The organism is Massilia niastensis DSM 21313, assembly GCF_000382345.1.
Lineage (GTDB): Bacteria > Pseudomonadota > Gammaproteobacteria > Burkholderiales > Burkholderiaceae_D > Telluria > Telluria niastensis.
This window is the reverse complement of sequence record NZ_KB908109.1, coordinates 38,610-61,538: the sequence shown is the minus strand read 5'-3', so window position 1 is coordinate 61,538 and position 22,929 is coordinate 38,610. Positions and strand designations below refer to the sequence as shown.

The 22,929-nt window shown below is 64.6% G+C and carries 24 protein-coding genes and 1 tRNA gene; 15 read left to right on the top strand and 10 right to left on the bottom strand.

Annotated features, from left to right (window positions below):
• Window positions 1–40: 40 nt before the first annotated feature.
• From H162_RS0118945 to H162_RS31265, 4 genes are all read right to left on the bottom strand, one after another.
• Window positions 41–116: transfer RNA gene (locus H162_RS0118945), tRNA-Lys, on the bottom strand.
• Window positions 117–188: 72 nt separating this feature from the next.
• On the bottom strand, window positions 189–1,985 hold the full coding sequence (tfpB, locus tag H162_RS0118940) for a type IV pilus assembly ATPase TfpB (RefSeq protein WP_020655066.1): 1,797 nt from the start codon (window positions 1,983–1,985) through the stop codon (window positions 189–191).
• A gap of 15 nt (window positions 1,986–2,000) precedes the next feature.
• Complete coding sequence (locus H162_RS0118935; protein ID WP_020655065.1) at window positions 2,001–2,783, bottom strand: spermine/spermidine synthase domain-containing protein; 783 nt, start codon at window positions 2,781–2,783, stop codon at window positions 2,001–2,003.
• 121 nt (window positions 2,784–2,904) lie between these two features.
• On the bottom strand, window positions 2,905–3,438 hold the full coding sequence (locus tag H162_RS31265; protein WP_020655064.1) for a glycine zipper 2TM domain-containing protein: 534 nt from the start codon (window positions 3,436–3,438) through the stop codon (window positions 2,905–2,907).
• 376 nt (window positions 3,439–3,814) lie between these two features.
• Between H162_RS31265 and H162_RS0118925 the strand changes: the two genes are divergently transcribed.
• The 5 genes from H162_RS0118925 (at window position 3,815) to H162_RS0118905 (ending at window position 8,883) form a co-directional block, all read left to right on the top strand.
• Window positions 3,815–4,234: a barstar family protein gene (locus tag H162_RS0118925; RefSeq protein WP_026354828.1), complete on the top strand. Its 420-nt coding sequence runs from the start codon at window positions 3,815–3,817 to the stop codon at window positions 4,232–4,234.
• Window positions 4,235–4,282: 48 nt separating this feature from the next.
• The gene (gene purN / locus H162_RS0118920) at window positions 4,283–4,912 is read left to right on the top strand and encodes a phosphoribosylglycinamide formyltransferase (RefSeq protein ID WP_020655062.1); all 630 of its coding nucleotides are present in this window, start codon (window positions 4,283–4,285) and stop codon (window positions 4,910–4,912) included.
• 12 nt (window positions 4,913–4,924) lie between these two features.
• Window positions 4,925–6,235 (top strand): RsmB/NOP family class I SAM-dependent RNA methyltransferase, encoded by a 1,311-nt coding sequence (locus H162_RS0118915; RefSeq protein WP_040787684.1) that lies wholly within the window; start codon window positions 4,925–4,927, stop codon window positions 6,233–6,235.
• A gap of 9 nt (window positions 6,236–6,244) precedes the next feature.
• Window positions 6,245–7,567: a mechanosensitive ion channel family protein gene (locus H162_RS0118910; protein WP_020655060.1), complete on the top strand. Its 1,323-nt coding sequence runs from the start codon at window positions 6,245–6,247 to the stop codon at window positions 7,565–7,567.
• A 104-nt stretch (window positions 7,568–7,671) separates the two neighbouring features.
• Window positions 7,672–8,883, top strand: a complete 1,212-nt coding sequence (locus tag H162_RS0118905) for a DesA family fatty acid desaturase (protein WP_026354827.1) — start codon at window positions 7,672–7,674, stop codon at window positions 8,881–8,883.
• Between the two features lie 239 nt (window positions 8,884–9,122).
• Here the strand turns inward: H162_RS0118905 and H162_RS0118900 are convergent, their stop codons facing one another.
• From H162_RS0118900 to radC, 4 genes are all read right to left on the bottom strand, one after another.
• Entirely contained in the window at window positions 9,123–10,697 is a 1,575-nt protein-coding gene (locus H162_RS0118900; protein ID WP_156885694.1) for a DUF418 domain-containing protein, read from the bottom strand.
• Between the two features lie 87 nt (window positions 10,698–10,784).
• Window positions 10,785–10,952 (bottom strand): 50S ribosomal protein L33, encoded by a 168-nt coding sequence (gene rpmG / locus H162_RS0118895; protein ID WP_005665735.1) that lies wholly within the window; start codon window positions 10,950–10,952, stop codon window positions 10,785–10,787.
• A 13-nt stretch (window positions 10,953–10,965) separates the two neighbouring features.
• Complete coding sequence (gene rpmB, locus H162_RS0118890) at window positions 10,966–11,202, bottom strand: 50S ribosomal protein L28 (RefSeq protein ID WP_026354825.1); 237 nt, start codon at window positions 11,200–11,202, stop codon at window positions 10,966–10,968.
• A gap of 209 nt (window positions 11,203–11,411) precedes the next feature.
• Window positions 11,412–12,083, bottom strand: a complete 672-nt coding sequence (radC, locus tag H162_RS0118885; protein WP_020655056.1) for a RadC family protein — start codon at window positions 12,081–12,083, stop codon at window positions 11,412–11,414.
• A 101-nt stretch (window positions 12,084–12,184) separates the two neighbouring features.
• Between radC and H162_RS0118880 the strand changes: the two genes are divergently transcribed.
• The 6 genes from H162_RS0118880 to H162_RS0118855 all read left to right on the top strand — a co-directional run bounded on the left by H162_RS0118880 (window position 12,185) and on the right by H162_RS0118855 (window position 17,554).
• Complete coding sequence (locus H162_RS0118880; RefSeq protein WP_020655055.1) at window positions 12,185–12,637, top strand: FKBP-type peptidyl-prolyl cis-trans isomerase; 453 nt, start codon at window positions 12,185–12,187, stop codon at window positions 12,635–12,637.
• Between the two features lie 20 nt (window positions 12,638–12,657).
• The gene (gene ispH / locus H162_RS0118875) at window positions 12,658–13,605 is read left to right on the top strand and encodes a 4-hydroxy-3-methylbut-2-enyl diphosphate reductase (RefSeq protein WP_020655054.1); all 948 of its coding nucleotides are present in this window, start codon (window positions 12,658–12,660) and stop codon (window positions 13,603–13,605) included.
• Between the two features lie 279 nt (window positions 13,606–13,884).
• A complete protein-coding gene (locus H162_RS0118870) occupies window positions 13,885–14,814 on the top strand; it encodes a branched-chain amino acid ABC transporter permease (protein WP_026354824.1) in 930 nt (309 codons plus the stop codon).
• A gap of 19 nt (window positions 14,815–14,833) precedes the next feature.
• Window positions 14,834–16,045, top strand: a complete 1,212-nt coding sequence (locus H162_RS0118865) for an ABC transporter permease subunit (RefSeq protein WP_020655052.1) — start codon at window positions 14,834–14,836, stop codon at window positions 16,043–16,045.
• Between the two features lie 16 nt (window positions 16,046–16,061).
• Window positions 16,062–16,832 (top strand): ABC transporter ATP-binding protein, encoded by a 771-nt coding sequence (locus H162_RS0118860; protein ID WP_020655051.1) that lies wholly within the window; start codon window positions 16,062–16,064, stop codon window positions 16,830–16,832.
• Window positions 16,832–17,554, top strand: coding sequence for an ABC transporter ATP-binding protein (locus H162_RS0118855; RefSeq protein ID WP_020655050.1), 723 nt, complete (start codon window positions 16,832–16,834; stop codon window positions 17,552–17,554). Before H162_RS0118860 ends, H162_RS0118855 begins: the two co-directional genes overlap by 1 nt.
• A gap of 161 nt (window positions 17,555–17,715) precedes the next feature.
• Here the strand turns inward: H162_RS0118855 and phaP are convergent, their stop codons facing one another.
• Window positions 17,716–18,300, bottom strand: a complete 585-nt coding sequence (gene phaP, locus H162_RS0118850) for a TIGR01841 family phasin (protein ID WP_020655049.1) — start codon at window positions 18,298–18,300, stop codon at window positions 17,716–17,718.
• 314 nt (window positions 18,301–18,614) lie between these two features.
• On the opposite strand from phaP, the gene H162_RS0118845 reads away from it, so the two are divergent.
• The 3 genes from H162_RS0118845 (at window position 18,615) to pbpG (ending at window position 21,516) form a co-directional block, all read left to right on the top strand.
• Window positions 18,615–19,508, top strand: coding sequence for a DMT family transporter (locus H162_RS0118845; RefSeq protein WP_020655048.1), 894 nt, complete (start codon window positions 18,615–18,617; stop codon window positions 19,506–19,508).
• An 8-nt stretch (window positions 19,509–19,516) separates the two neighbouring features.
• Window positions 19,517–20,218 (top strand): nitroreductase, encoded by a 702-nt coding sequence (locus tag H162_RS0118840; RefSeq protein WP_020655047.1) that lies wholly within the window; start codon window positions 19,517–19,519, stop codon window positions 20,216–20,218.
• Between the two features lie 149 nt (window positions 20,219–20,367).
• Complete coding sequence (gene pbpG / locus H162_RS0118835) at window positions 20,368–21,516, top strand: D-alanyl-D-alanine endopeptidase (RefSeq protein ID WP_051109958.1); 1,149 nt, start codon at window positions 20,368–20,370, stop codon at window positions 21,514–21,516.
• 49 nt (window positions 21,517–21,565) lie between these two features.
• Here pbpG and H162_RS0118830 read toward each other — a convergent pair whose 3' ends face one another.
• Window positions 21,566–22,351 carry an IclR family transcriptional regulator gene (locus tag H162_RS0118830; RefSeq protein WP_026354823.1) on the bottom strand — a complete coding sequence of 262 codons (786 nt, stop codon included), beginning with the start codon at window positions 22,349–22,351 and terminating at the stop codon, window positions 21,566–21,568.
• 161 nt (window positions 22,352–22,512) lie between these two features.
• Here H162_RS0118830 and H162_RS0118825 point away from each other — a divergent pair, with 161 nt between their 5' ends.
• Window positions 22,513–22,899, top strand: coding sequence for a diacylglycerol kinase (locus H162_RS0118825; RefSeq protein WP_020655044.1), 387 nt, complete (start codon window positions 22,513–22,515; stop codon window positions 22,897–22,899).
• Window positions 22,900–22,929: the final 30 nt, after the last annotated feature.

Sequence of the window (22,929 nt, the reverse complement as noted above, 5' to 3'; positions counted from 1 at the left end):
AACGCCAACCCGTGAAGGTTGGCGTTTTCGCTTGTATCTTTGGTAGGCCGTGCGGGATTCGAACCTGCGACCAACGGATTAAAAGTCCGCTGCTCTACCAGCTGAGCTAACGACCCGAAGAGGCAGCATTATAGCCGGTCGTTCCGGTTTTTGCCAGGCTTGCGTGATCATTCGTGCACGCCCCGTGTTCACGACAGCGCCGAGCTCACCTTCAGCACCTCGTCCGCCGTGGTCACGCCCTCGACCACCTTCATGGCCCCGGCGATGCGCAGCGGCGTCATGCCATCCGCGACACTCTGGCGGCGCAAGGCCTGGATGTCACCCGACTCGCCGATCTTCCTGCCGAAGCCTTCGGTCACGCTCAAGAGCTCGTAGATGCCGGTGCGCCCGCGATAGCCGGTCTGCCGGCATTCCGGACAGCCGATCGGCCGATACACGGTCTCCGGTTTCGGGATATTCCACGCCCCGCCGATGCCCTGCCACACATCGTCACTCAATTCGCCGCCCGGCGCCTTGCAGTCGGGGCAGAGCGTCCGCACCAGCCGCTGGGCCATCACGCCGATCAGGGTCGATTCCAGCAGATAATTCGGCACCCCCAGCTCCAGCAGGCGCACCACGGCCGACGGCGCGTCGTTGGTGTGCAGGGTCGAGAACACCAGGTGGCCGGTCAGCGCCGCCTGGATCGCCATCTCCGCGGTCTCCAGGTCGCGGATCTCGCCCACCATGATGATGTCCGGGTCCTGGCGCATCAGCGCGCGCACGCCGTCGGCGAACGACAAGTCGATCCCCGGCTGCACCTGCATCTGGTTGAACGAGGCTTCCACCATCTCGATCGGGTCTTCCACCGTGCAGACGTTCACCTCGGTGGTCGCCAGCGCCTTGAGCGTGGTGTACAGGGTGGTCGTCTTGCCCGAGCCGGTCGGCCCGGTCACCAGGATGATGCCGTGCGGGCGCCTGGTCAGCGCATCCCAGCGCGCCGCATCCTCCGGCGGGAAGCCCAGCTCCGGCAAGGTCTTGACCACGACCTCGGGGTCGAAGATGCGCATCACCAGCTTCTCGCCGAACGCCGTCGGCAAGGTCGACAGGCGCAGCTCGACTTCCTGGCCCGTGTTGGTGCGCGTCTTGATACGCCCATCCTGCGGACGGCGCTTTTCGATCACGTCCATCCGCCCCAGCAGCTTGATGCGCGCCGTCATGGCGATCATCACCGCCGCCGGCACCTGGTACACCTGGTGCAGCACGCCGTCGATGCGGAAGCGGATCACGGCGAATTCGCGCTTGGGCTCCAGGTGGATGTCGGAAGCGCGCTGCTCGAAGGCATAGCTCCACAGCCAGTCGACGATGTTGACGATGTGCTGGTCGTTGGCGTCGAACTGCTTGTTCGACTTGCCCAGTTCGACCAGCTGCTCGAAGTTGTTGCGCATGGCCAGGTCCTGGCCCGTGTTGCGGTTGGCGTCGCGGATCGACTTGGCCAGGCTGAAGAACTGCGAGATGTACTGCGCGATGTCGAGCGGATTGGCCAGCACCAGCTCGATCCTGCGGCGCGACACCTTCGCGATCTCGGCTTCCCATTCGGTCAGCGCCGGATCGGCCGTCGCCACCACCAGGGTGGTCGCCGTCATGTCCACCGGCAGGATGTTGAAGCGCGCCGCGTAGCTGGCCGACATCACGTCCGCCACCCTGGTGAAGTCGATCTTCAGCGGGTCGATGCGGATGAAGGGCAGGCCGACCTTGGCCGCGCACCATTCGGTCAGCACGTCCAGGGTCAGGAGCCGGTGCGGCGGCTGGCTCGACACCAGCTTGCATTGCGCGATCGCGGTCAGCGGGTGCATCGACCCCGCCGCGTTCTTCAGGATGCCCTGGGCCTGCGCGAAGTCGGCCTTGACCTTGTCCTTGGTGACGATGCCGTCGGCGAGCATCCAGGAGAAGATGGATTGCAGGTCGAGCCTGCGCAGGCTGGCGGGTTTGTGGATGGCGGCGTTCACGGTCGGCGTAATGGCTTAGTCCGCGGCCAGGATGCCCTTGACCCAGGACCTGGCGGGCAGCTTGGTGGCGGCGACGATCTGCGCGGCGCGCGCCGCCAGGACGTCCTTGTCGAGTTCGGGGCGGGTGTTGAAGCACAGCGCCACGACGTTCCCGTCGTGGACTTCGGGCAGGCAGATCACGTGCGCGAAAGCGAACTTCATCGCCTTCAGGTTCTTCGCGAAGCTCGGATGGTCGCCGAACAGGTTGACCGTCATGATGCCGTGCGGCGCCAGGGATGCGGCACAGGCCCGGTAGAACTCGGGCGTGTCGAGCACCGGGCCGCGCGCGGTGGCGTCGTACAGGTCGCACTGCAGCACGTCGAAGGCGCCATGGTGGGCCGGGTCCTCGACGAAGTCGAGCGCGTCCATCTCCACTACCTGCAGGCGCCCGTCGCTGTCGGGCAGCTTGAACATCGAGGCGCAGATCGCGATCACCGAGGGATTCAGTTCGACCGCGGTTACCGTCGCCTCGGGGAACTGGCGATAGCAGAACTTGGTCAGCGTGGCCGCGCCCAGGCCCAGCTGGGCGATGGCGCGCGGGGCGTCGATGAACAGCATCCAGGCCATCATCTGCTGCGCGTATTCGAGCTCGGGCCAGTCGGGCTTGCGGATGCGCATGGCGCCCTGCACCCATTCGGTGCCGAAGTGGAGATAGCGGACGCCGTCCTGTTCGGACAGCGTGACGGGCGCGAACTTGGGCTTGCGTGCGGGGCGGCGCGAGGATTCGGCCTGTTCGATGGATTTGCGTTTGATGAGCATAGGGCAGTCTGGTTGAGTCGCCCTATTATCGGGGGTGGGCGCGTTGCGCGCCAGTGGCGCGCAACGCGCAGCGCAAGCACGGCCCCCTGGTAAACGGCGCGTCGGCGACGCGCCGCGCAGATCAATACTGGGAATACTGGGACTGGGAGTAGCCGTCCAGCGGTTCGACCGAGACGCGCAGTCGCACGCGGTTGCCCGGATCGCGGCTCATCAGGGAAGTATAGGTCTGGCCGCGGTATTCATAGGTCACGTCGTAGCCGTTGGTGCGCGATTCGATGGCTTCCACGGTGCGGCACTGGCGCACTGCCTGTTCCTGCACGCCTTGTCCCACGTTGCGGTTCTCGGCGCGGTCGCCGATCATGGCGCCGGCAATCGCACCGGCGGCCGTCGCGGCGACCCTGCCGCTGCCGCTGCCGACCTGGTTGCCGAGCAGGCCGCCGACGACGCCGCCGACGATGCCGCCGCCCGCGCCGCGTTCCTGCTGGACCGGCACCTGGACATATTCAGTGCGGCATTCCTGGCGCGGGGTGCGAATCTGCTCCACGCGCGGCTGTACGCGCACCACACGGCCGAAATCCTCGAAATCGGCAGCCTGCGCCAGGGGCAGGGTAGCCAGGCCGAGGGTCGCGATGATCAGTTTGGCTTGGATGTTCATGTGTGTCCTCATTCTGGTGGGCGCGATGCTGTCGCGGGTTCTACAGGTCTTATGGTAATCCTTTCCCGCTCTGTCCAAGGAGTCTGCATGGCAACAAATTGTAACAGCGACTAAGGGGTTTTCCGCGTACCTACAGAATGGCGGAGGGCTGGCCGGCAGCGCATCTTGATGACATGCAGACATACCGTTTTTTACAAATCCGCTTTCTGTTATCACATTTGGGTTGCTTCCCATACCACAAAAAGGTTACCCTTACACAAAGAGCTTTATTGGCGCGTGGAAACGACATCGGGGGAAGAAGCAGCGGCGGTGCCAAACGTCGTGATGAGTGGCGCCGCAGCGCATGGATACGATATCAGGTCGACTTGAGGAAAAAATGAGTTTGTTGATGAGAGTGCCGCCGAATCTTGTGCAGTCGATCCGCGCTTTCCGCGTTGGTGAGCTGCAACAGGAAGCGGCGCGGCTAGGCCATCACTTTCTGTATGCGCATTGCGCACACACGATGACCAAGCAGCAGGTCTGCGCACGCATCGGCGAGAATTTTCATTTTTCCAAGCCCTGTAGCAAGAATTTCGATGCCTTGCGCACCTGCCTGACCGATACCATCAGCGAAGCCGGCGCCCAGCCGGGCTTCCTCGTCGTGCTGGAACAGTTGCCAAGCGCACAAAAATTCGACAAGGAAGCGCGCGAGAACCTGCTCGACGTGTTCCGCGACGCCGCCGAGTTCTGGGCCGAGAAAAAGGTCCCGTTCCGCGTCTTTTATTCGTTCGCCCTGGCCGCCGGAACGTCCGAATAGCCTGCCGGCCGCGCGGTTGCCGCGTGGCGATACGGTACAATGCGGGCTATGAAAAACATCGTGATCCTCATTTCCGGCCGCGGCAGCAATATGGAAGCGGTCGTGCGCGCGCTTGACGCCGAGCAGTGGCCGGCCCGCATCGCAGCGGTGATCAGCAATAAACCCGAAGCCAAGGGGCTGGAATTCGCGCAGGCGCGCGGCATTCCGACCGCCGTGGTGGCGAACAAGGACTTCGCTTCGCGCGCCGAGTTCGACGCCGCACTGCAGGAAACCATCGACTGTTTCTCGCCCGACCTCGTCGTGCTGGCCGGTTTCATGCGCATCCTCACGGCGCCGTTCGTCGAGCACTACGCCGGCCGCATGCTGAACATCCACCCGTCGCTGCTACCCCTGTTCCCGGGGCTGGGCACGCACCAGCAGGCGATCGACGCCGGCGTCGCGGAACACGGCGCCACCGTGCACTTCGTCACGGCCGAGCTCGATCATGGCCCGGCGGTCGCGCAGGCGCGCGTGCCGGTCCTGCCGGGCGACACCGAGGACACGCTGGCTGCGCGCGTCCTCATCGAAGAACACAAGCTGTACCCGACCGCGGTGCGCCTGTTCGTCGAGGACCGCCTGGTCATCGAAGACGGCAACGTGCGCATCCTCGACCGCGCGGCCGAACCCACCAGTATTTAATTAGGAATTTACATGAGATTGCCACCAGCAATCCTCGCCAAGACCGAAGAAGTCTTGCGCGAGGTTCTGCGCTTTACCGCTCCCGCCGACGTCACCCTGTCGCGCTTTTTCAAGGAAAACCCACGCTTCGGCGGCCGCGAGCGCGGCGCCATTGCCGAAGCCGTGTATGCGGTGCTGCGCAACAAGTCCTTCTTCACCGATTTCGCCGGCGCCGGCAACACGCCCTCGATGCGCCGCCTGGTGCTGCTGGGCATGGCCGAGACCGTCGGCATCGATGCGCTTCCTGGCCTGACCGAAGACGAAACCCACTTCCTGACCCGCATCAAGGAAGTCGACCGCAGCCTGCTGCCGCCGCACATCCGCTCCAGCCTGCCGCAATGGCTGTACGACAAGCTGGTCGCCCAGTTCGGCGAGCAGGAGGCGCAGGACCTGGCCGCCGTGCTGAACACGCCGGCGCCGCTGGACCTGCGCGTGAACTCGATCAAGGCCGACCGCGACGAAGTCATCGCCAGGCTGGCCGAGGCGCCGATCGCCGCCGAGCCGATGCCGTATGCGCCGCTGGGCCTGCGCGTGCTGAAGAAGCCGTCGCTGCAGAACCTGCCGCTGTTCAAGGAAGGCGCGATCGAGGTGCAGGACGAGGGCAGCCAGGTGCTGTCCCAGATCGTCGGCGCGCGCCGCGGCGAAATGGTGGTCGACTTCTGCGCCGGCGCCGGCGGCAAGACCCTGGCGCTGGGCGCGCAGATGCGCAACACCGGCCGCCTGTATGCCTTCGACGTGTCCGAGAAGCGCCTCGCCAAGCTCAAGCCGCGCATGGCGCGCAGCGGGCTGTCGAACGTGCATCCGGTGCTGATCGCGCATGAGCGCGACGCCAAGGTCAAGCGCCTGGCCGGCAAGATCGACCGCGTGCTGGTCGACGCGCCGTGCTCGGGACTGGGCACCCTGCGCCGCAATCCGGACGTCAAGTGGCGCCAGAAGGTGGAAGCCATCGCCGAGATGCAGGAAAAGCAGGCCTCGATCCTGGATGGCGCCGCGCGCCTGCTCAAGAGCGGCGGCCGCCTCGTGTACGCCACCTGCAGCCTGCTGAATGAAGAAAACGATGTGATCGTCGAGCAATTCCTGGCGACCCATCCGGACTTCGAGCTGGTTCCGATGAGCAAGGTGCTGGCCGAGCAGAAGATCCCGCTCGAGATGGACCAGTACCTGAAGCTGCTGCCGCACAAGCACCAGACCGACGGCTTCTTCGCCGCCGTCATGGAGCGCAAGGCCATGGCCAAGGCGGCTCCGGCCGATGAGGCCGTCGAGGCCGACGACGCCGAGGCGTAAGGGCAGGGCATGCCGATTTCGGACCTGCTGGCCGACCTGCTCGGCGATATCCAACGGCCTGCCATCCTGTGGCAGGCGCTTGCCATCATCGCCTGCATCGTCGGCGGCTGGGGCCTGGCGCGGCTGATCCACCGCGCCTGGCTGCACGAGCGCGCCCAGCAGGGCGGCCTGATGGGCTTCGGCGTGGCCAGCTTCGGCCGCGTGCTGCCGCCGCTGCTGATCGTCGCGCTGCTGGCGCTGACCAAGCTGGTCATGGAGCGCTACCAGAGCGTGCACCTGTTGCGGGTCGCGCTGCCGCTGTTCACCTCGCTGGCGGTGATCCGCACTTTCTTCTACCTGCTGCGCCGCATCTTCGCGCGCCACGGTCCCCTGGGCGCTGCGCTGCAGACCTTCGAGCGGGTGTTCGCCCTGATCGTCTGGCTGGGCGTGGCCATGCACCTGACGGGCGTGCTGCCCGATGTGATCAGCTTCCTCGACAAGACCATGCTGCCGATCGGCAAGCACGAAGTCTCGCTCGCAGAGCTGTTGCAGGGCATCGTGTCGATCGTGGTCCTGATGATGCTGGCGCTGTGGGCCGGCGCCGCGCTGGAAGAGCGCCTGATGGGCCTCGAGCGCGTGCACAGCTCGCTGCGCGTGGCGATGGCGCGCGTCAGCCGCGCGGCGCTGATCCTGGTGTCGGTGCTGTTCAGCCTTTCGCTGGCCGGCCTCGACCTGACCGTGCTGTCGGTGTTCGGCGGCGCGCTCGGCGTCGGCCTCGGTCTCGGCATGCAGCGTATCGCGAGTAACTATGTCTCCGGCTTCATCATCCTGCTGGAGCGCAGCCTGACCATTGGCGATCCGATCACGCTCGACAAGTATTCCGGCAAGGTGGCGCGCATCAATACGCGCTACACCGTGTTGCGCAGTACCGACGGCACCCAGACCCTGCTGCCGAACGAGATGCTGATCACCGGCGTGGTGCTGAACCAGTCGGTCACCAACCGCAACACGCGCCTCGTTACCAAGCTGGTCGTGTCCTACGACAGCGACCTGACGACGGTGATGCCCTTGCTCGAAACGCAACCGCAGGGCGTGGCGCGGGTGCTGGAGGAGCCGGTGCCGAACGTGCTGCTGAACGCCTTCGTGGCCGATGGCTACGAGCTCGAAGTGGGCTTCTGGATCGGCGATCCGGAAAACGGGGGCGGCGGTCCGATTTCCGAGGTCAACAGGAAGATTTACGACCTGGTGCATGCGGGCGTGATCAAACTTGGTCATCCTGCCATTGATACCAGGCTCCTCGATGCCCATATAGCATCTGCTGTGGCGCGCAGTCCTCACCCCGACACAAATTAAGGCAGGCAATTCGTGCTTCGTGTCATGAGAAGCGCGTAAAATGCTGGGGTTACGCATGCGCCATACCTATTGCGCGTCGGACAAGACCCCACTTTGGAGCCTGAATGAATTTTTCTAGCGACATCCTGCACCCTGTGCTGGAGTTCCTTTCGACTGGCCTGCTGGACTTTTCCGGCTGGCAAGTCGCGCTGTATACGCTGATCGTCACCCATATCACGATCGCGAGCGTCACGATCTACCTGCACCGTCACCAGGCGCATCGTGCGCTGGACCTGCACGCCATTCCGAGCCACTTTTTCCGCTTCTGGCTGTGGCTGACCACGGGCCAGGTCACCAAGGAATGGGCGTCGATCCACCGCAAGCACCACGCCAAGTGCGACACCGCGGAAGATCCGCACAGCCCGCAGACCCGCGGCATCCGCAAGGTGCTGCTGGAAGGCGCCGAGCTGTACCGCGCCGAATCCAAGGTCAAGGAAACGATGGACAAGTATGGCCATGGCACGCCGGACGACTGGATCGAGCGCCATGTCTACACGGGCCGCAGCACGGCCGGCGTGATCTCGCTGCTGTTCATCAACGTTGCCCTGTTCGGCGTGCTCGGCCTGACCGTCTGGGCCATCCAGATGATGTGGATCCCGATCACCGCCGCCGGCATCATCAACGGTCTCGGCCACTGGTGGGGCTACCGCAACTACGACTGCAACGATGCGGCGACCAACATCTTTCCTTTCGGTATCCTGATCGGCGGCGAAGAGCTGCACAACAACCACCACACCTATGCGACCTCGGCCAAGCTGTCGAGCAAGTGGTACGAGATCGACGTGGGCTGGGGCTATATCCGCATGCTCGAGATGCTGGGCCTGGCGAAGGTGAAGAAAGTGGCGCCGGAGCCGAAGTTCGCCAAGGACAAGCAGGTTGCCGACTTCGACACCCTGCAGTCGGTGATCGCCAACCGCTACGACGTGATGGCCAAGTACGCCAAGTCGGTGCGCCGCGCCTTCCATGAAGAACTGGAGCACCTGAAGCACAAGGCCGAGCTGGAAGCGCGCTTCCTGAAGAGCTCGCGCAAGCTGCTGCAGCGCGAGCCGGCCAAGCTGGAATCCTCGCAACAGCAGCAACTGGTCGAGCTGTTCCAGCACAGCAAGGCGCTGGAAACCATGCACCAGATGCGCGTGGAACTGGGCGCGATCTGGGAACGTTCGCACTCGACCCGCGACCAGCTGCTGCACCAGCTGCAGGACTGGTGCAACCGCGCCGAAGCCTCGGGCATCAAGGCGCTGCAGGAATTCTCGATGCGCCTGCGCAGCTACGCCTGATTTCTTCGTGCACCAATGAAAACGGCTCCTTCGGGAGCCGTTTTTTATTCAGGGTCAGGTCTGTCATTCGGACACCGATCACGCACCTTTGATCTATCTCAAAACGCTGGTTTGTTTATTCCCAAAGCGTTAGTTGCTCGGCTTATGTTCGGCTTGCATGAAATATGCAAAGCCGTTTTGAGATTTTGCAAGGATTGTGCGTCCGTGTCCGAATGACAGACCTGACCCTGAACTGACGACTATGGCCGCTTGAGGTAAGTAAGCGCTCGCCATACCCATTCCACCGGACCGTAGCGGAAGCAGGCCAGCCACCAGTGGCTGAACGCGACCTGCAGCGCACACAGCGCCAGCGCCACGCCGACCTGGGCCGCGCGGCCCATGCCCCACAGGCCCAGGCCGTGGCCGTAGAACAGGGAGGCGAACACGAGCGACTGGACCAGGTAGTTGGTCAGCGCCATGCGCCCGAACGGCGCCAGCAGCCGCACCCGCGCCAGCGGACCGCGGCTGTGCAGCATCAGCAGCACGGCCGCCAGGTAGCCGAGCGAGGCCGGCAGGCTGCCCAGCATCAGCAGGCCGTGGGCGAAATCGTAGCCCTGGTCGTCGATCCCGGATGGCCGTCCCGTGGCGATCAGGCCGCTGGCCAGGCCCGCCAGCACGCCGCCCACGATGCCCGCCAGCGCCAGCCGGCGCAACATGGGCAGGTGGGCGCCGGCATGGGCGATCACGGACGAGCGGACGAACCAGACGCCGATCAGGAACACGCCGACCAGCACCACCCCGAATCCCATTTCGTCGCGCATCCGCTCGCCCAGGTGGCGCGTGCGCATGGCCACCGCGTCGGCATGGCTGCCCGTGGTGAGGACCTTGCGCTCCTCGGCGCTGCGGCGCACGCGTTCCCGGTGGCGCAGCCTGCGCGATTCCGCGTCGCTGGCCTCGACGTCTTCGTCGCTGGTGGCCGTGGCGGCGGACAGCGCTCCCGAATGCGGCGCGAAGTAGCGCACCCCGCCCTCGGCGGCGATCAGGCCGAAGCTCAGCACGAAGATGACGATGCCGGCGCGCAGCGGCCGCGCGGATTCCGGCTCGCTGTAGCGCCGCGCCAGCAATGCGAGGATGACCAGCAGGGCGCCCACGACGGTGACGACGTCCACGCCCTCGGTCTTGCCGGTCGCTCCCATGATCAGCGCCGACAGCAGCATCAGGCCGCCCGGGACCAGGAGCGCCAGCGGGAACAGCGAGTGGCCCGGCCTGGGGCGCAGGTAGAGGCCGATGAAGGCGGCGAAGCCGATGGGCATGGCCAGGTGCGCCAGGAAGGGCAGGTCGAACAGGGCCGACAGCCCCATGCAGGCCAGCAGCGCCAGGAACAGTATCCGGGCGCGCGCGAACAGCGTGAGCATGAGCACGATGGCGCCGACCGCGTAGCTGAGCAGGATGTCGCCGCTCCACAGGAAGACGTGGTGCAGCAGGCCGAACACCGCCAGCGCGCCGATGCGGCGCAGGTAGGCCGGCAGGAAGGGGCGGCCGGCCGCGCGTGCGCGTTCGAGCATCAGGGCGAAGCCCATGCCGAACAGCAGCGAAAAGATGGTCCAGAACTTACCGGTGAAGAAGTAGTTGACGACGAAGGCGGTGAGCCAGTCGAGTCCTTCCAGTCCGGCCTGCATGCCGCTGCCGGAGTCGACCACGGGGCGGTTGAAGTATTCGACGTTGACGATGCAGATGCCGACCAGCGCGAAGCCGCGCAGGACGTCCAGGGCGTCGAGCCGCTGGCTGCTGGCGGTGGGGGTGAAGACTGGGGGCGGGGAGGGTGGGCTGCTCATCGTCATCACATGGTAACGGCGCGCTGCCCGAAAACAAAAGAGCCGCCAGTTTGCACAGGCGGCTCTTTTTGGGAAGGCAAGATCGAATTACTTGATCTTGGTTTCCTTGTAGATCACGTGCTTGCGAGCCTTCGGGTCGAATTTGGTGATTTCCATCTTCGCCGGCATCGTGCGCTTGTTCTTGGTGGTGGTGTAGAAGTGACCAGTACCTGCGGTCGATTCCAGCTTGATTTTGTCGCGGCCAGTTTTTGCCATGATAGCTCCCTAATTAAACTTTTTCGCCACGGGCACGCATGTCGGCCAGCACGGCGTCGATGCCGAGCTTATCGATCACGCGCAGACCAGCGTTCGACAGACGCAGGGAGACCCAGCGGTTTTCGGATTCCACGAAGATGCGACGGTTCTGCAGGTTCGGCAGGAAGCGGCGTTTCGTTTTGTTGTTAGCGTGGGAGACGTTGTTACCAACCATCACTCCCTTGCCCGTAACTTGGCAGACACGTGCCATAGTGCACTCCTTAATAATGTTCCAGAACTGGAAAAACGAGAGTATAGCGCGAAAAACGAAGCGGAATCAATCACTTGCGAAAAACAATTGTGTCTTATGCTCGTCTGGATATTTAACAATTCAGGATGAGTGCGACAAGGTCTTTCCAAGTGGCTGTTAAGTGCTTGTTTACGCGCTGGAATTTGCGGTAATGGCGGCGCCTGCCGTTCTCACAGCTGTCCATGCTCCGCAAACGAATGCACCTGGCTCCCCGCCACGACAAAATGGTCGAGCACCCGGATGTCGACCAGCGCCAGCGCCTGCGCCAGCGCCGCCGTCAGGCGCAGATCCGCCTCGCTCGGCTCCGCCATGCCGGACGGGTGGTTGTGCGCCAGGATCACCGCCGCCGCATTGCGCCGCAGCGCCGCCTTGACCACCTCGCGCGGGTACACGCTCGTGTGCGTGAGCGTCCCCCGGAACATCTCGTCGCAATGGATCAGCCGGTTCTTCACATCCAGGAACAGCACCACGAAGGACTCGTGCGCCTGCAGTGCGAACTGGCTGCGCAGGTAGCGCCGCACCGATTCCGGCGAGCACAAGGCCTCGCGCTGGAACTGTTCCGCCACCGCGCGCCGCGCCAGCTCGATCGCCGCCTGGAGCTGCGCATACTTGGCCGGCCCCAGCCCATGCAGCTGGCCGAACTCGGCCGCCTCGGCATGCAATAGCCGGTGCAGCGAGCCGAAATGCGCCAGCATGTCCTGGGCCAGGGTCACCGCGCTCTTGCCGGCCACCCCGACACGCAGGAAAATCGCCAGCAGCTCGATGTCCGACAGCGCCGCCGCCCCCGCCCGCAGCAGCCGCTCGCGTGGACGCTCCTCCTCGGGCCAGTCGCAAATTGCCATGTGTAATCCTCGCCAAAAAGACGCGCTCCAAGGCGCAAGCCCCGCGCCTGGCTTACAATAGCGGATTGCCTGAACAGGTATGCCTGCCACCACAAACGAACATGTCCAACGCTTCCCCCGTCGTCAACGAATCGTCCTACCTGACCCTGCATTACCGGCTGGCCGTGGCCGGCGGTTCCGATATCGTCACCACGTTCAACGGTACGCCCGCCACCCTGCTGCTGGGCCAGGGCCAGCTCGCTCCCTTCCTCGAACAGCGCCTGCTGGGCCTGCCGGAAGGCACGCACCAGACCTTCGAGCTGAGCGCCGCCGAAGCCTTCGGCGAGCGCAATCCCGAACTGATCCAGGCTGTCTCGAAGGCAACCCTGGACGAGAACTCGGTGCCGGGCACCGACTACGCGGTCGGCGAAGTGGTCGAGTTCAACGCGCCCAAGGGCGGCCGCTTCGCCGGCGTGCTGCTGGAAATGCGCGACACCTCGGCCGTGTTCGACTTCAACCACCCGCTGGCCGGCCAGGCGCTGCAATTCGAAGTGAAACTGATTTCGGTTCTGTAAATCCGTCACTCTTACACGACATGGAAAATGAAATCCTGCTAGCCCAGCCGCGCGGTTTCTGCGCCGGCGTGGACCGTGCCATCGAGATCGTCGAGCGCGCCCTGCAACAGTTCGGCGCGCCGATCTACGTGCGCCATGAAATCGTGCACAACGCCTACGTGGTGGAAGACCTGCGCAACAAGGGCGCCATCTTCATCGAGGAACTCGACGATGTCCCGGCCGGCAACACCCTGGTGTTCTCGGCCCACGGCGTCTCGAAGGCGGTGCGCGCCGAAGCCGAGGCGCGCGGCCTGAAGATCTTCGACGCCACCTGCCCGCTGGTGACCAAGGTCCATGTCGAGGTGGCGAAGATGCGCAAGCAGGGCGCCGAGATCGTCATGATCGGCCACGACGGCCACCCGGAAGTCGAAGGCACCATGGGCCAGGCGGAAGAGGGCATGCACCTGGTCGAGACCGTCGAGGATGTCGGCAGGCTGCAGGTGCGCAATCCCGACCTGCTGGCCTACGTGTCGCAGACCACGCTGTCGGTCGACGACACCGCCGAGATCATCGCCGCGCTGAAAAAACGCTTCCCGAACATCATCGAGCCGAAGAAGGGCGACATCTGCTACGCCACCACCAACCGCCAGGAAGCGGTCAAGTTCCTGGCGCCCCAGGTCGAGGTGGTGATCGTGGTCGGCAGCCCGAACAGCTCGAACTCGAACCGCCTGCGCGAAGTGGCCGACAAGATGGGCACGCCCGCCTACATGGTCGACAACGCCGGCAAGATCGACCCAGGCTGGATCGTCGGCAAGAAGCGCATCGGCGTCACCGCCGGCGCCTCGGCCCCGGAAGTGCTGGTGCAGGCCGTGATCGACCGCCTGAAGGAACTGGGTGCGGCCAGCGTGCGCGCGCTCGAGGGCGTCGAGGAACACGTCACTTTCCCGCTGCCGAAAGGGCTGGATGGGGTCCGTAGCGACGCTGTCTGAACTTTATTTTTCCATCTATACAAAACGCCTGGCCACAGTTACCATTTTCCATTGTTAGTTTTCCAAAAGCCAAGCTATGATGATGGCGCTCGGAAACATAGTCGTGGCAACTGTTTTCTAGGAAACAGCTTGCACGGCCGCGGAACACGGTAGCACGGGCACGCCGGCACACGACGCCGGCGGCGCGGCGTTTGTGACATTACGTCAGGCCATGAGCGGCACTTCGGGGACAACCCGAAGTGCCGTTTTTGTTAGATCGGAAAGAGGCAAGCGAAAACGATGGAGACTTTCGTCCAACAGATACTCAACGGGTTGGTGCTGGGCAGTATGTACGCCCTCGTCGCCCTCGGCTACACCATGGTGTACGGGGTGCTCAACCTGATCAACTTCGCCCACGGCGACGTCCTGATGATCGGCGCCATGATCGGCTTGAGCCTCCTGAAGCTCCTCGAGGCCTATGCGCCGGGCCTGCCCGGCTACGCGCAGCTGGCCTTCGCCATCCTCGGCGCGATCCCGGTGACCATGCTGGTCAACATCATCATCGAACGGGTCGCCTACCGGCGCCTGCGCAACGCGCCGCGCCTGGCGCCCCTGATCACCGCGATCGGCGTATCGATCCTGCTGCAGACCTTCGCCATGATGATCTGGGGCCGCAGCCCGATCCCCTTCCCGCAACTGCTGTCGTCCGAACCGATCACGATCGGCGGCGCCCTGATTTCGCAGACCCAGGTGCTGCTGCTGGTGCTGGCGCTGGTCGCGATGGCCGGCCTGGTGCTGCTGGTCGAACGCACCAGGATGGGACGCGCGATGCGCGCCGTGGCCGAGAACCCGCGCGTGGCCGGCCTGATGGGCGTGGATTCGAACCGCGTGATCGTCGCCACCTTCGCCATCGGCGCCGCGCTGGCCGCCGTGGCCGGGGTGATGTGGGGCGCCAACTACGCCACGATCACCTTCACCATGGGCGTGCTGCCGGGCTTGAAGGCCTTCTGCGCGGCGGTGCTGGGCGGGATCGGCAACATCTACGGCGCCATGATCGGCGGCATCCTGCTGGGCATCATCGAAGCGCTCGGCGCCGGCTATATCGGCGACCTGACCGGCGGCTTCCTCGGCAGCCACTACCAGGACATCTTCGCCTTCGTGGTGCTGATCCTGGTCCTGACCCTGCGCCCATCCGGCATCATGGGCGAACGCGTGGCCGACCGCGCCTGACCGAACAAAGGACTACTCCATGGCACTCCTGACTTTCGACGTCCAGCACAAGCCGCGCCAGGCCTACACCAGCATGGCGATCGTGCTCGCGCTGCTGATCGTGTTCCCGTTCTTCGCTGCCCAGTTCGGCAACTCCTGGGTCCGCATCATCGACATCGCGCTGCTGTACATCATGCTGGCGCTGGGCCTGAACATCGTGGTCGGCTTCGCCGGCCTGCTCGACCTCGGCTACATCGCCTTCTTCGCGGTCGGCGCCTACCTGGTCGGCCTGTTCTCGTCGCCGCAGTTCGCGGCCCTGCTCGAATCGGTGATCTATTATTCTCCCGCGCTGGGCGAGGCGCTGGTGGCCTTCTTCGGGCCGGAGATCCAGCAGAACGGCATCCACCTGTCGGTGTGGGCGATCGTGCCGCTGGCGGCCCTCGTCGCGGCGCTGTGCGGCGCGCTGCTCGGCGCCCCGACCCTGAAGCTGCGCGGCGACTACCTGGCCATCGTGACCCTGGGCTTCGGCGAGATCATCCGCATCTTCATGAACAACCTGAACGACCCGATCAACTTCACCAACGGACCGCAGGGCATCAACCTGATCGACCCGATCCGCGTGTTCGGGCTGTCGCTGTCGGGCGAGACGGGCTCGAAGGCCACGGTCTACATCGGCGACTACGGCATGCCGTCGGTGAACGCGTACTACTTCCTGTTCCTGTTCCTGTGCATCGCGACCATCTTCATCACCAGCCGCCTGCAGCATTCGCGCCTGGGCCGCGCCTGGGTCGCGATCCGCGAGGACGAGATCGCCGCCAAGGCGATGGGCATCAACACCCGCAACGTCAAGCTGCTGGCGTTCGCGATGGGCGCCTCCTTCGGCGGCGTGGCCGGCGCGATGTTCGGCGCCTTCCAGGGCTTCGTGTCGCCGGAATCGTTCGCGCTGACCGAGTCGATCGCGGTGCTGGCGATGGTGGTGCTGGGCGGAATCGGCCACATCCCGGGCGTGGTGCTGGGCGGCGTGCTGCTCGCCGCGCTGCCGGAAGTGCTGCGCCACGTGGTCGAGCCGGCCCAGCAGGCCCTGTTCGGCAAGATCCTGATCGAAGCCGAAGTGCTGCGCCAGCTGCTGTACGGCCTGGCGCTGGTGCTGATCATGCTGACCCGTCCGGCCGGCCTGTGGCCGTCGCCGAACAAGGAACACCGTCCGAACGCCGCCCTGGCGCGCGAGGAAGAGGAAGCCGCCACGGCTTGAGGCACAAAGGACTACGATGAGCGACCAGGTTTTATTGAACATCTCCGGCGTCAACAAGCGTTTCGGCGGCCTGCAGGCCCTGACCGACGTCGGCATCAAGATCATGCAGGGCCAGATCTACGGCCTGATCGGCCCGAACGGCGCCGGCAAGACCACCTTCTTCAACGTGATCACGGGCCTGTACCAGCCCGACAGCGGCACTTTCGAACTGGCCGGCAAGCCGTATTCGCCGTCGGCGCCGCATGAAGTGGCGAAGGCGGGCATCGCCCGCACCTTCCAGAACATCCGCCTGTTCGGCGAGATGAGCGCGCTGGAAAACGTGATGGTGGGCCGCCACGTGCGCACCCGCCAGGGCGTGTTCGGCGCGATCTTCCGCCACAAGGCGGCGCGCGACGAAGAAGCGGCGATCCGGGCGCGCGCCCAGGAACTGCTCGACTTCGTCGGCATCGGCCAGTTCGCGCACCGCACTTCCAGGTTCCTGTCCTACGGCGACCAGCGCCGCCTGGAGATCGCGCGCGCGCTCGCGACCGATCCGCAACTGCTGGCGCTGGACGAGCCGGCGGCCGGCATGAACGCCACCGAGAAGCTGGCGCTGCGCGAACTGCTGCTGAAGATCAAGGCCCAGGGCAAGACGGTGCTGCTGATCGAGCACGACGTCAAGCTGATGATGGGCCTGTGCGACCGCATCACCGTGCTCGAATACGGCAAGCAGATCGCCGAGGGACTGCCGGCCGAGATCCAGAAGAACCAGGCCGTGATCGAAGCCTATCTGGGAGGTGCTCACTGATGAGCGAGAACATTCTGAAAGTCGCAGGCCTGAAGGTCGCCTACGGCGGCATCAAGGCGGTCAAGGGCGTCGACCTGGAGGTCAACAAGGGCGAACTGGTGACCCTGATCGGCGCCAACGGCGCCGGCAAGACCACGACCCTGAAGGCGATCACGGGCACGCTCCCGGCGTGCAAGGTCGAGGGCACGATCTCCTACCTCGGAGCGTCGCTGAACGGCACGCAGTCGTTCCGCATGGTCGAGCGCAAGCTGGCCATGGTGCCGGAAGGGCGGGGCGTGTTCACGCGCATGACGATCCATGAAAACCTGCTGATGGGCGCGTATACGCGCGACGACCAGGCGGGGGTCGATGCCGACATCGAGAAGTGGTACGGGGTGTTCCCGCGCCTGAAGGAACGCTCGGCGCAGCTGGCGGGCACCCTGTCGGGCGGCGAGCAGCAGATGCTGGCGATGGCGCGCGCGCTGATGTGCCATCCGACCCTGCTGCTGCTGGACGAGCCGTCGATGGGGCTGTCGCCGATCATGGTGGAGAAGATCTTCGAAGTGATCCGCGAGGTGTCGCAGCAGGGGATCACCATCCTGCTGGTGGAGCAGAACGCCCGGCTGGCGCTGCAGGCGGCGCACCGGGGGTATGTGATGGATTCGGGGGCGATCATCATGACCGGGAATGCGCAGGACATGCTGCACGATCCGCGGGTGCAGGCGGCGTACCTGGGGGAATAGGCAAGGCTGCCGGAGCAGGAGCGCAAGCGTCGCGGGCAGGCGGAGCGGTTCATCCTGCACCGCACCACACAGCATCACACGACGCAACCTCCTGCAGCGCACCAAAAACAAAAAGCCGGAACGCTTTCGCGTTCCGGCTTTTTCATTTGACTCTGACCAACTTAGGCCGCAGCAGCCGTCGTGGCAGCAGTCGCGGCATTGCTAGCCTTGCGAGCATTTTGCGAAAACTGGTTCACAGCAGCGTTCAGGTTCGCTTCGACAGCTTCGACCGCCTGCTTCGAGGTCTTGCTGAACTGCTCGTAGCCTGCGTTGGCGTTGCTGATCGCGGTCTTGACGGCGGCAACAAAGCTCTCCGAACCGGCAGGGGCGTTCTTGCTCACTTCGTCGACCAGCGAGATCACCTTGCGGTTGGCTTCGACGATCTGGCTTTCGGCGGCCTTCGAGAACTCGGCGCCGGCGCCGGTGGCGATCGATGCCAGTTGGCGGCTGTACGCCAGCGCTTTTTCAGCGGCCGGCTGTGCCTGCGAGGCGGTGACCGAGAAGAACTCCTGGGGATCTTTGGCGCCCAGCAGCTGGCGTGCCACGGCCGACGAATCTTCCAGCGTGCTGCGTGCAGTGTTGATGTTCAGTTCGACCAGACGCTCCAAGCCTTCGAAGGTCTTGCTGGTCAGGGACGACAGCAGCGTGAACTGCGATTCCAGGCTGACTTTGGTGGCGTTCGAAAATTGCTCAGGGATTGCAAACATGTGGCTCTCCAATTGGACTACGTTTCGTGGGTTGAAATATTGCTCTTTGAGGGGCAGGTTCTTCGTGAAACTCGACGAAACTCTTTTTTGTGCACCGCAACAGAACCAATTTTCAACCAGTTCGTTGAACGAGTCAAGCCTTTTTGGTGCATTGCACCATCCAGGATACATAAATTTCTTGAATGCATTTAATGCAAGCAATTTCACTTGATCCAGCACAAGGAAAACCGTTTTTTGTACCGGGAAAAATGGTCAGCAGTGGCCATGCTAGACTAGCTGCTTGAGTTCTTGTTCAATGTGTTCCAGCCAGGATCATGCAAACCCGCGCGACCACTTCCTCCGCCACTGCCTGGCTCTCTCCCGTTCCCCTGTTCTTCGTCTTCTTGTGGAGTACAGGTTTCATCGTCGCCAAGCTCGGCCTGCCGTACGCGCCGCCGCTGACCTTCCTGATCCTGCGCTGCCTCGGCGTGCTGGCCGTCATGGTCCCGATCGTGCTGCTCTGGCGCGCGCCCTGGCCGCACGGCCAGATCAGGCATGTGGCGGTCGCCGGCCTGCTGCTGCAGGCGGGCTACCTCGGCGGCGTCTGGGCCGCGATCAAGCTCGGCATGCCGGCCGGCCTGACGGCGCTGATCGTCGGCATGCAGCCGATCCTGACCGCCGCCGCCGCGCCCCTGATCGGCGAGCGGGTGCGCCCGCGCCAGTGGCTGGGACTGCTGCTCGGCCTGGGCGGCGTGGCCCTGGTCGTGGCCGCGAAAATCTCCCTGGTCAACCTGTCGGCCGCGGCGATCGGCCTGTGCGTGTTCGCGCTGTTCTCCATCACCGCCGGCACCATGTACCAGCGGCGCTTCTGCCCGCGCTTCGACCTGCGCACCGGCACCGTGATCCAGTTCGCCGCCACGGTGGCGGCGCTGCTGCCCCTCGCCATCTGGCTCGAGGATCTCGACCCGCTCGTCTCGAGCGTGACCTGGAGCCAGGACTTCCTGATCGCCTTGCTGTGGTCGGTGTTCGCGCTGTCGATCGGCGCGATCTTCCTGCTGTTCAAGCTGATCGGCCGCAGCCAGGCCACCGAAGTCACCAGCCTGCTGTACCTGACCCCGCCGACCACGGCCATCATGGCCTGGCTGCTGTTCGGCGAATCGTTCAACCTGCTCGGACTGGCCGGCATGGCCGTCGCCGTCACGGGCGTGGCCTTCGTGGTCAAGAAATAGGAGATTCCATGATTTCCAGCCCCCAGCAAGAAGCCGTCGACGCGGCCATCGAATCGCGCCGCTCGATCCGCGCCTTCCTCGACAAGGACGTGGCGCGCGAAGACATCGAGCGCATCCTCGAAGTGGCGGCGCGCGCGCCGTCCGGCACCAACACCCAGCCGTGGCGGGTGTATGTCCTGACGGGGCCGGCCCGGAATGCCCTGTCCGATGCGATCCTCGCCACCAATGCCGACCCGGACCAGGCGCGCGCCCACACCGAGGAATACGCCTATTACCCGCGCGAGTGGGTGTCGCCGTATATCGACCGGCGCCGCAAGGTCGGCTGGGACCTGTACAGCCTGCTCGGGCTGACGCGCGAGAACAAGGAGGGAATGGCGGCCCAGCACGCCCGCAACTACGCGTTCTTCGACGCCCCCGTCGGCCTGATCTTCACCATCGACCGCGTCATGGAGCAGGGCTCCTGGCTCGACTACGGCATGTTCCTGCAAAATATCATGGTGGCGGCGCGCGCCCGCGGCCTCGATACCTGCCCGCAGGCGGCCTTCACGCAGTACCACCGGATCATCGCGGCCCAGCTGGGTTTACCCGCCAACGAGATGGTCGTCTGCGGCATGGCGCTGGGCTGGGCCGACCCGGATCGGGTCGAAAATACGCTGGTGACCGAACGCGAGCCGATTACAGGTTTTACCACTTTCCTTGAGCAGGCATAAAGCGGTATCCTGTTGATATCAAACGAAGTTTGATGAAATTGTGTGTTGCTTTTGTGATTATTACTATGCGGAATGCGAGTTGAACGTGCGATTACCCATTGTTCAGGTAAACTTCATTCCGTATCTCATCAGCATCGAAGGGCTTCCAGATGTATAAAATTGCTTTGGCTGCCATTATTTCTTTGCTGTTCTCCTTCGAGCCGGCACAGGCCGCCGGTGCGGGAGAAAGCGCACGGGCCAACAAGGCCCAGGTCGTCAAGAAAAAGCAGAAACGCAAGCCGGTCAGGAAAGCGGTGCGGGCCAAGAAGCGCCAGGACACCGCCAAGGCCATCGCCGCCGACAACCGCCAGCGCATGGTGCGCCGTGTCGCCATGGTGCGCGGCAAGCGCGTGGTCACCTACCAGCCCGTGCGCCGCGCCGCGCCGCCGGTCTTCGTCGACTCGCGCAGCCTGGGCGACGCGGCTGGCCTGAGCGGCACGCCCGATCCGCTGTCGCTGCGCTCGAACGTCGCCTTCGTCCTCGACCAGAACAGCTCCGAAGTCCTGTTCGAGAAAAATGCCAACGTGGCCCTGCCGATCGCCTCGATCACCAAGCTCATGACCGGCCTGGTGGTGACCGCGGCCGGCCAGGACCTGGAAGAGGTGTTGAGCGTCACCGACGCCGATGTCGACCGCCACAAGTACAGCAGCTCGCGCCTGCCGGTGGGGGCGCGCATGACGCGCCGCGAGATGCTGCATATCGCCCTGATGAGCTCGGAAAACCGCGCCGCCTCCGCGCTCGGCCGCAACTACCCGGGCGGCATCGGGGCCTTCGTCGACGCCATGAACGCCAAGGCGCGCGAACTGGGCATGAAAGACACCCATTACGTCGACTCGAGCGGCCTGTCGAGCCGCAACGTGTCGAGCGCGCGCGACCTCGCCAAGCTGGTCGTCGCCGCGCACCAGGTGCCGCTGCTGCGCGAATATTCGACGACGCCGAATTCGATCGTCAGCGCCAGCGGGCGCCCGATGCGCTATGCGAACACGAATTACCTGGTCGCGATGCCGGACTGGAATATCGGTATCCAGAAGACGGGCTTCATCAACGAGGCGGGGCGCTGCCTGGTGATGCAGGCCATGATCCACGGGCGTAACGTGGTCATGGTGTTCCTCGATTCGAAGGGGAAGATGTCGCGGACCGCGGATGCGGGGCGGATGCGGCGCTGGCTGGAAGCGCTGCCGGGGACCTTGGGCGGGCCGTCGAGGGCGGTGCCGACGGTGACCGCGGCGGCGGCGTCGGTCGAGACTTCCGTGCCCTGACCGGCCTGCCGCGGAGTGCGCTCAACGCGGCATTCCGCGTAGCCCAGGCTCAGGCCGCCGGAGCGGGCCGGTATCCCAGGGTCGACGAAATCCGCGCCGCCGTCTGCACCAGGTCTTCCAGCCAGTCTTCCTGCAAGCGGTCGGCCGGCGCCGAGATCGACAGGCCGGCCACCAGCTTGCCGCTGTCGTCGTGGATGCCGGCGGCCATGCAGCGCACGCCCAGCTCCAGCTCCTCGTTGTCGCGCGCATAGCCGCGCGCGCGCACCAGGCTCAGTTCGCGCTCCAGGCGCGCCAGGTCGGTGATCGAATTCTTGGTGTGGCCCGCCAGTCCGGTGCGGGTGGCGTAGGCGCGGATCGCCTTGACGTCGTCCACCGACAGGAACAGCTTGCCGGTCGAGGTCAGGTGCAGCGGGCCGCGGCCGCCGATCGCGCGCACCACCTGCATCCCCGAACGCTCCGAGAACGCGCGGTCGATGTAGACGATCTCGTCGCCCTGGCGCACCGACAGGTTGACCGTCTGCTGGGTCTTGCGGTGCAGGGCGCGCATCGAATCGAGCGCCGCCTCGCGCACCGACAGCCGGCTCTTGACCACGTTCCCCAGTTCCAGCAGCCGCATGCCGAGGCGGTAGGTGCCCGGCTCGACCCGGTCGACGAAGCGGCTGACCACCATGTCGTTCAGGATCCGGTGCGCGGTCGACGGATGCAGGCCCGACACCTTCGACAATTCCTTCAGGCTGACAGGGTCCGAATAGCTGGCCAGCGCGTCGAGCAGCGCCATCATGCGTTCGATCACCTGGATCGAGGTCTTGGCCGGTTCGAGGGTTTCCATTTTCATCATGTGGTTGGTGCAGTGCAGTATTTGTCCCCTTTATACCATGATGTGAAAAGCGGATGCAAACCCCAGGCTTACCGCGCGCAAAGACCGGCCACCATATCGGCGCGCGGCGGGGCATAATAGCAATCCAGAATGATTGTCAATTCAACCTTTTGAGCACGATGGAACAGCCGATCAGCGAATTCAAGACCAAGCGCGGCCTCGACCGCATCATCTCGGCGTGCCGCAACACCTGGGATGGCTTCGCCTGGGCATGGCGCAGCGAAGCGGCGTTCCGCCAGGAGATCTGCGTGATGGCCGTGGCCGTCGTGGTCGCGCTGGCGCTGCCGCTGTCCGGCTTCCAGAAGCTGGCGCTGATCGCCGTGCTGGTGCAGGTGCTCGTCGTCGAACTGATCAACTCGGCCATCGAGGCGGTGGTCGACCGCATCTCGCTCGAGCGCCATCCGCTGTCGAAAGTCGCGAAGGACATGGGCAGCGGCGCCGTCGCGCTGACCCTGCTGATCGCGGTGGCGACCTGGGCCGTCGTTCTGTACAACCGTTTTTTCTAGCCGCCGGATACGTCCTGCGGCAAGCCGGCG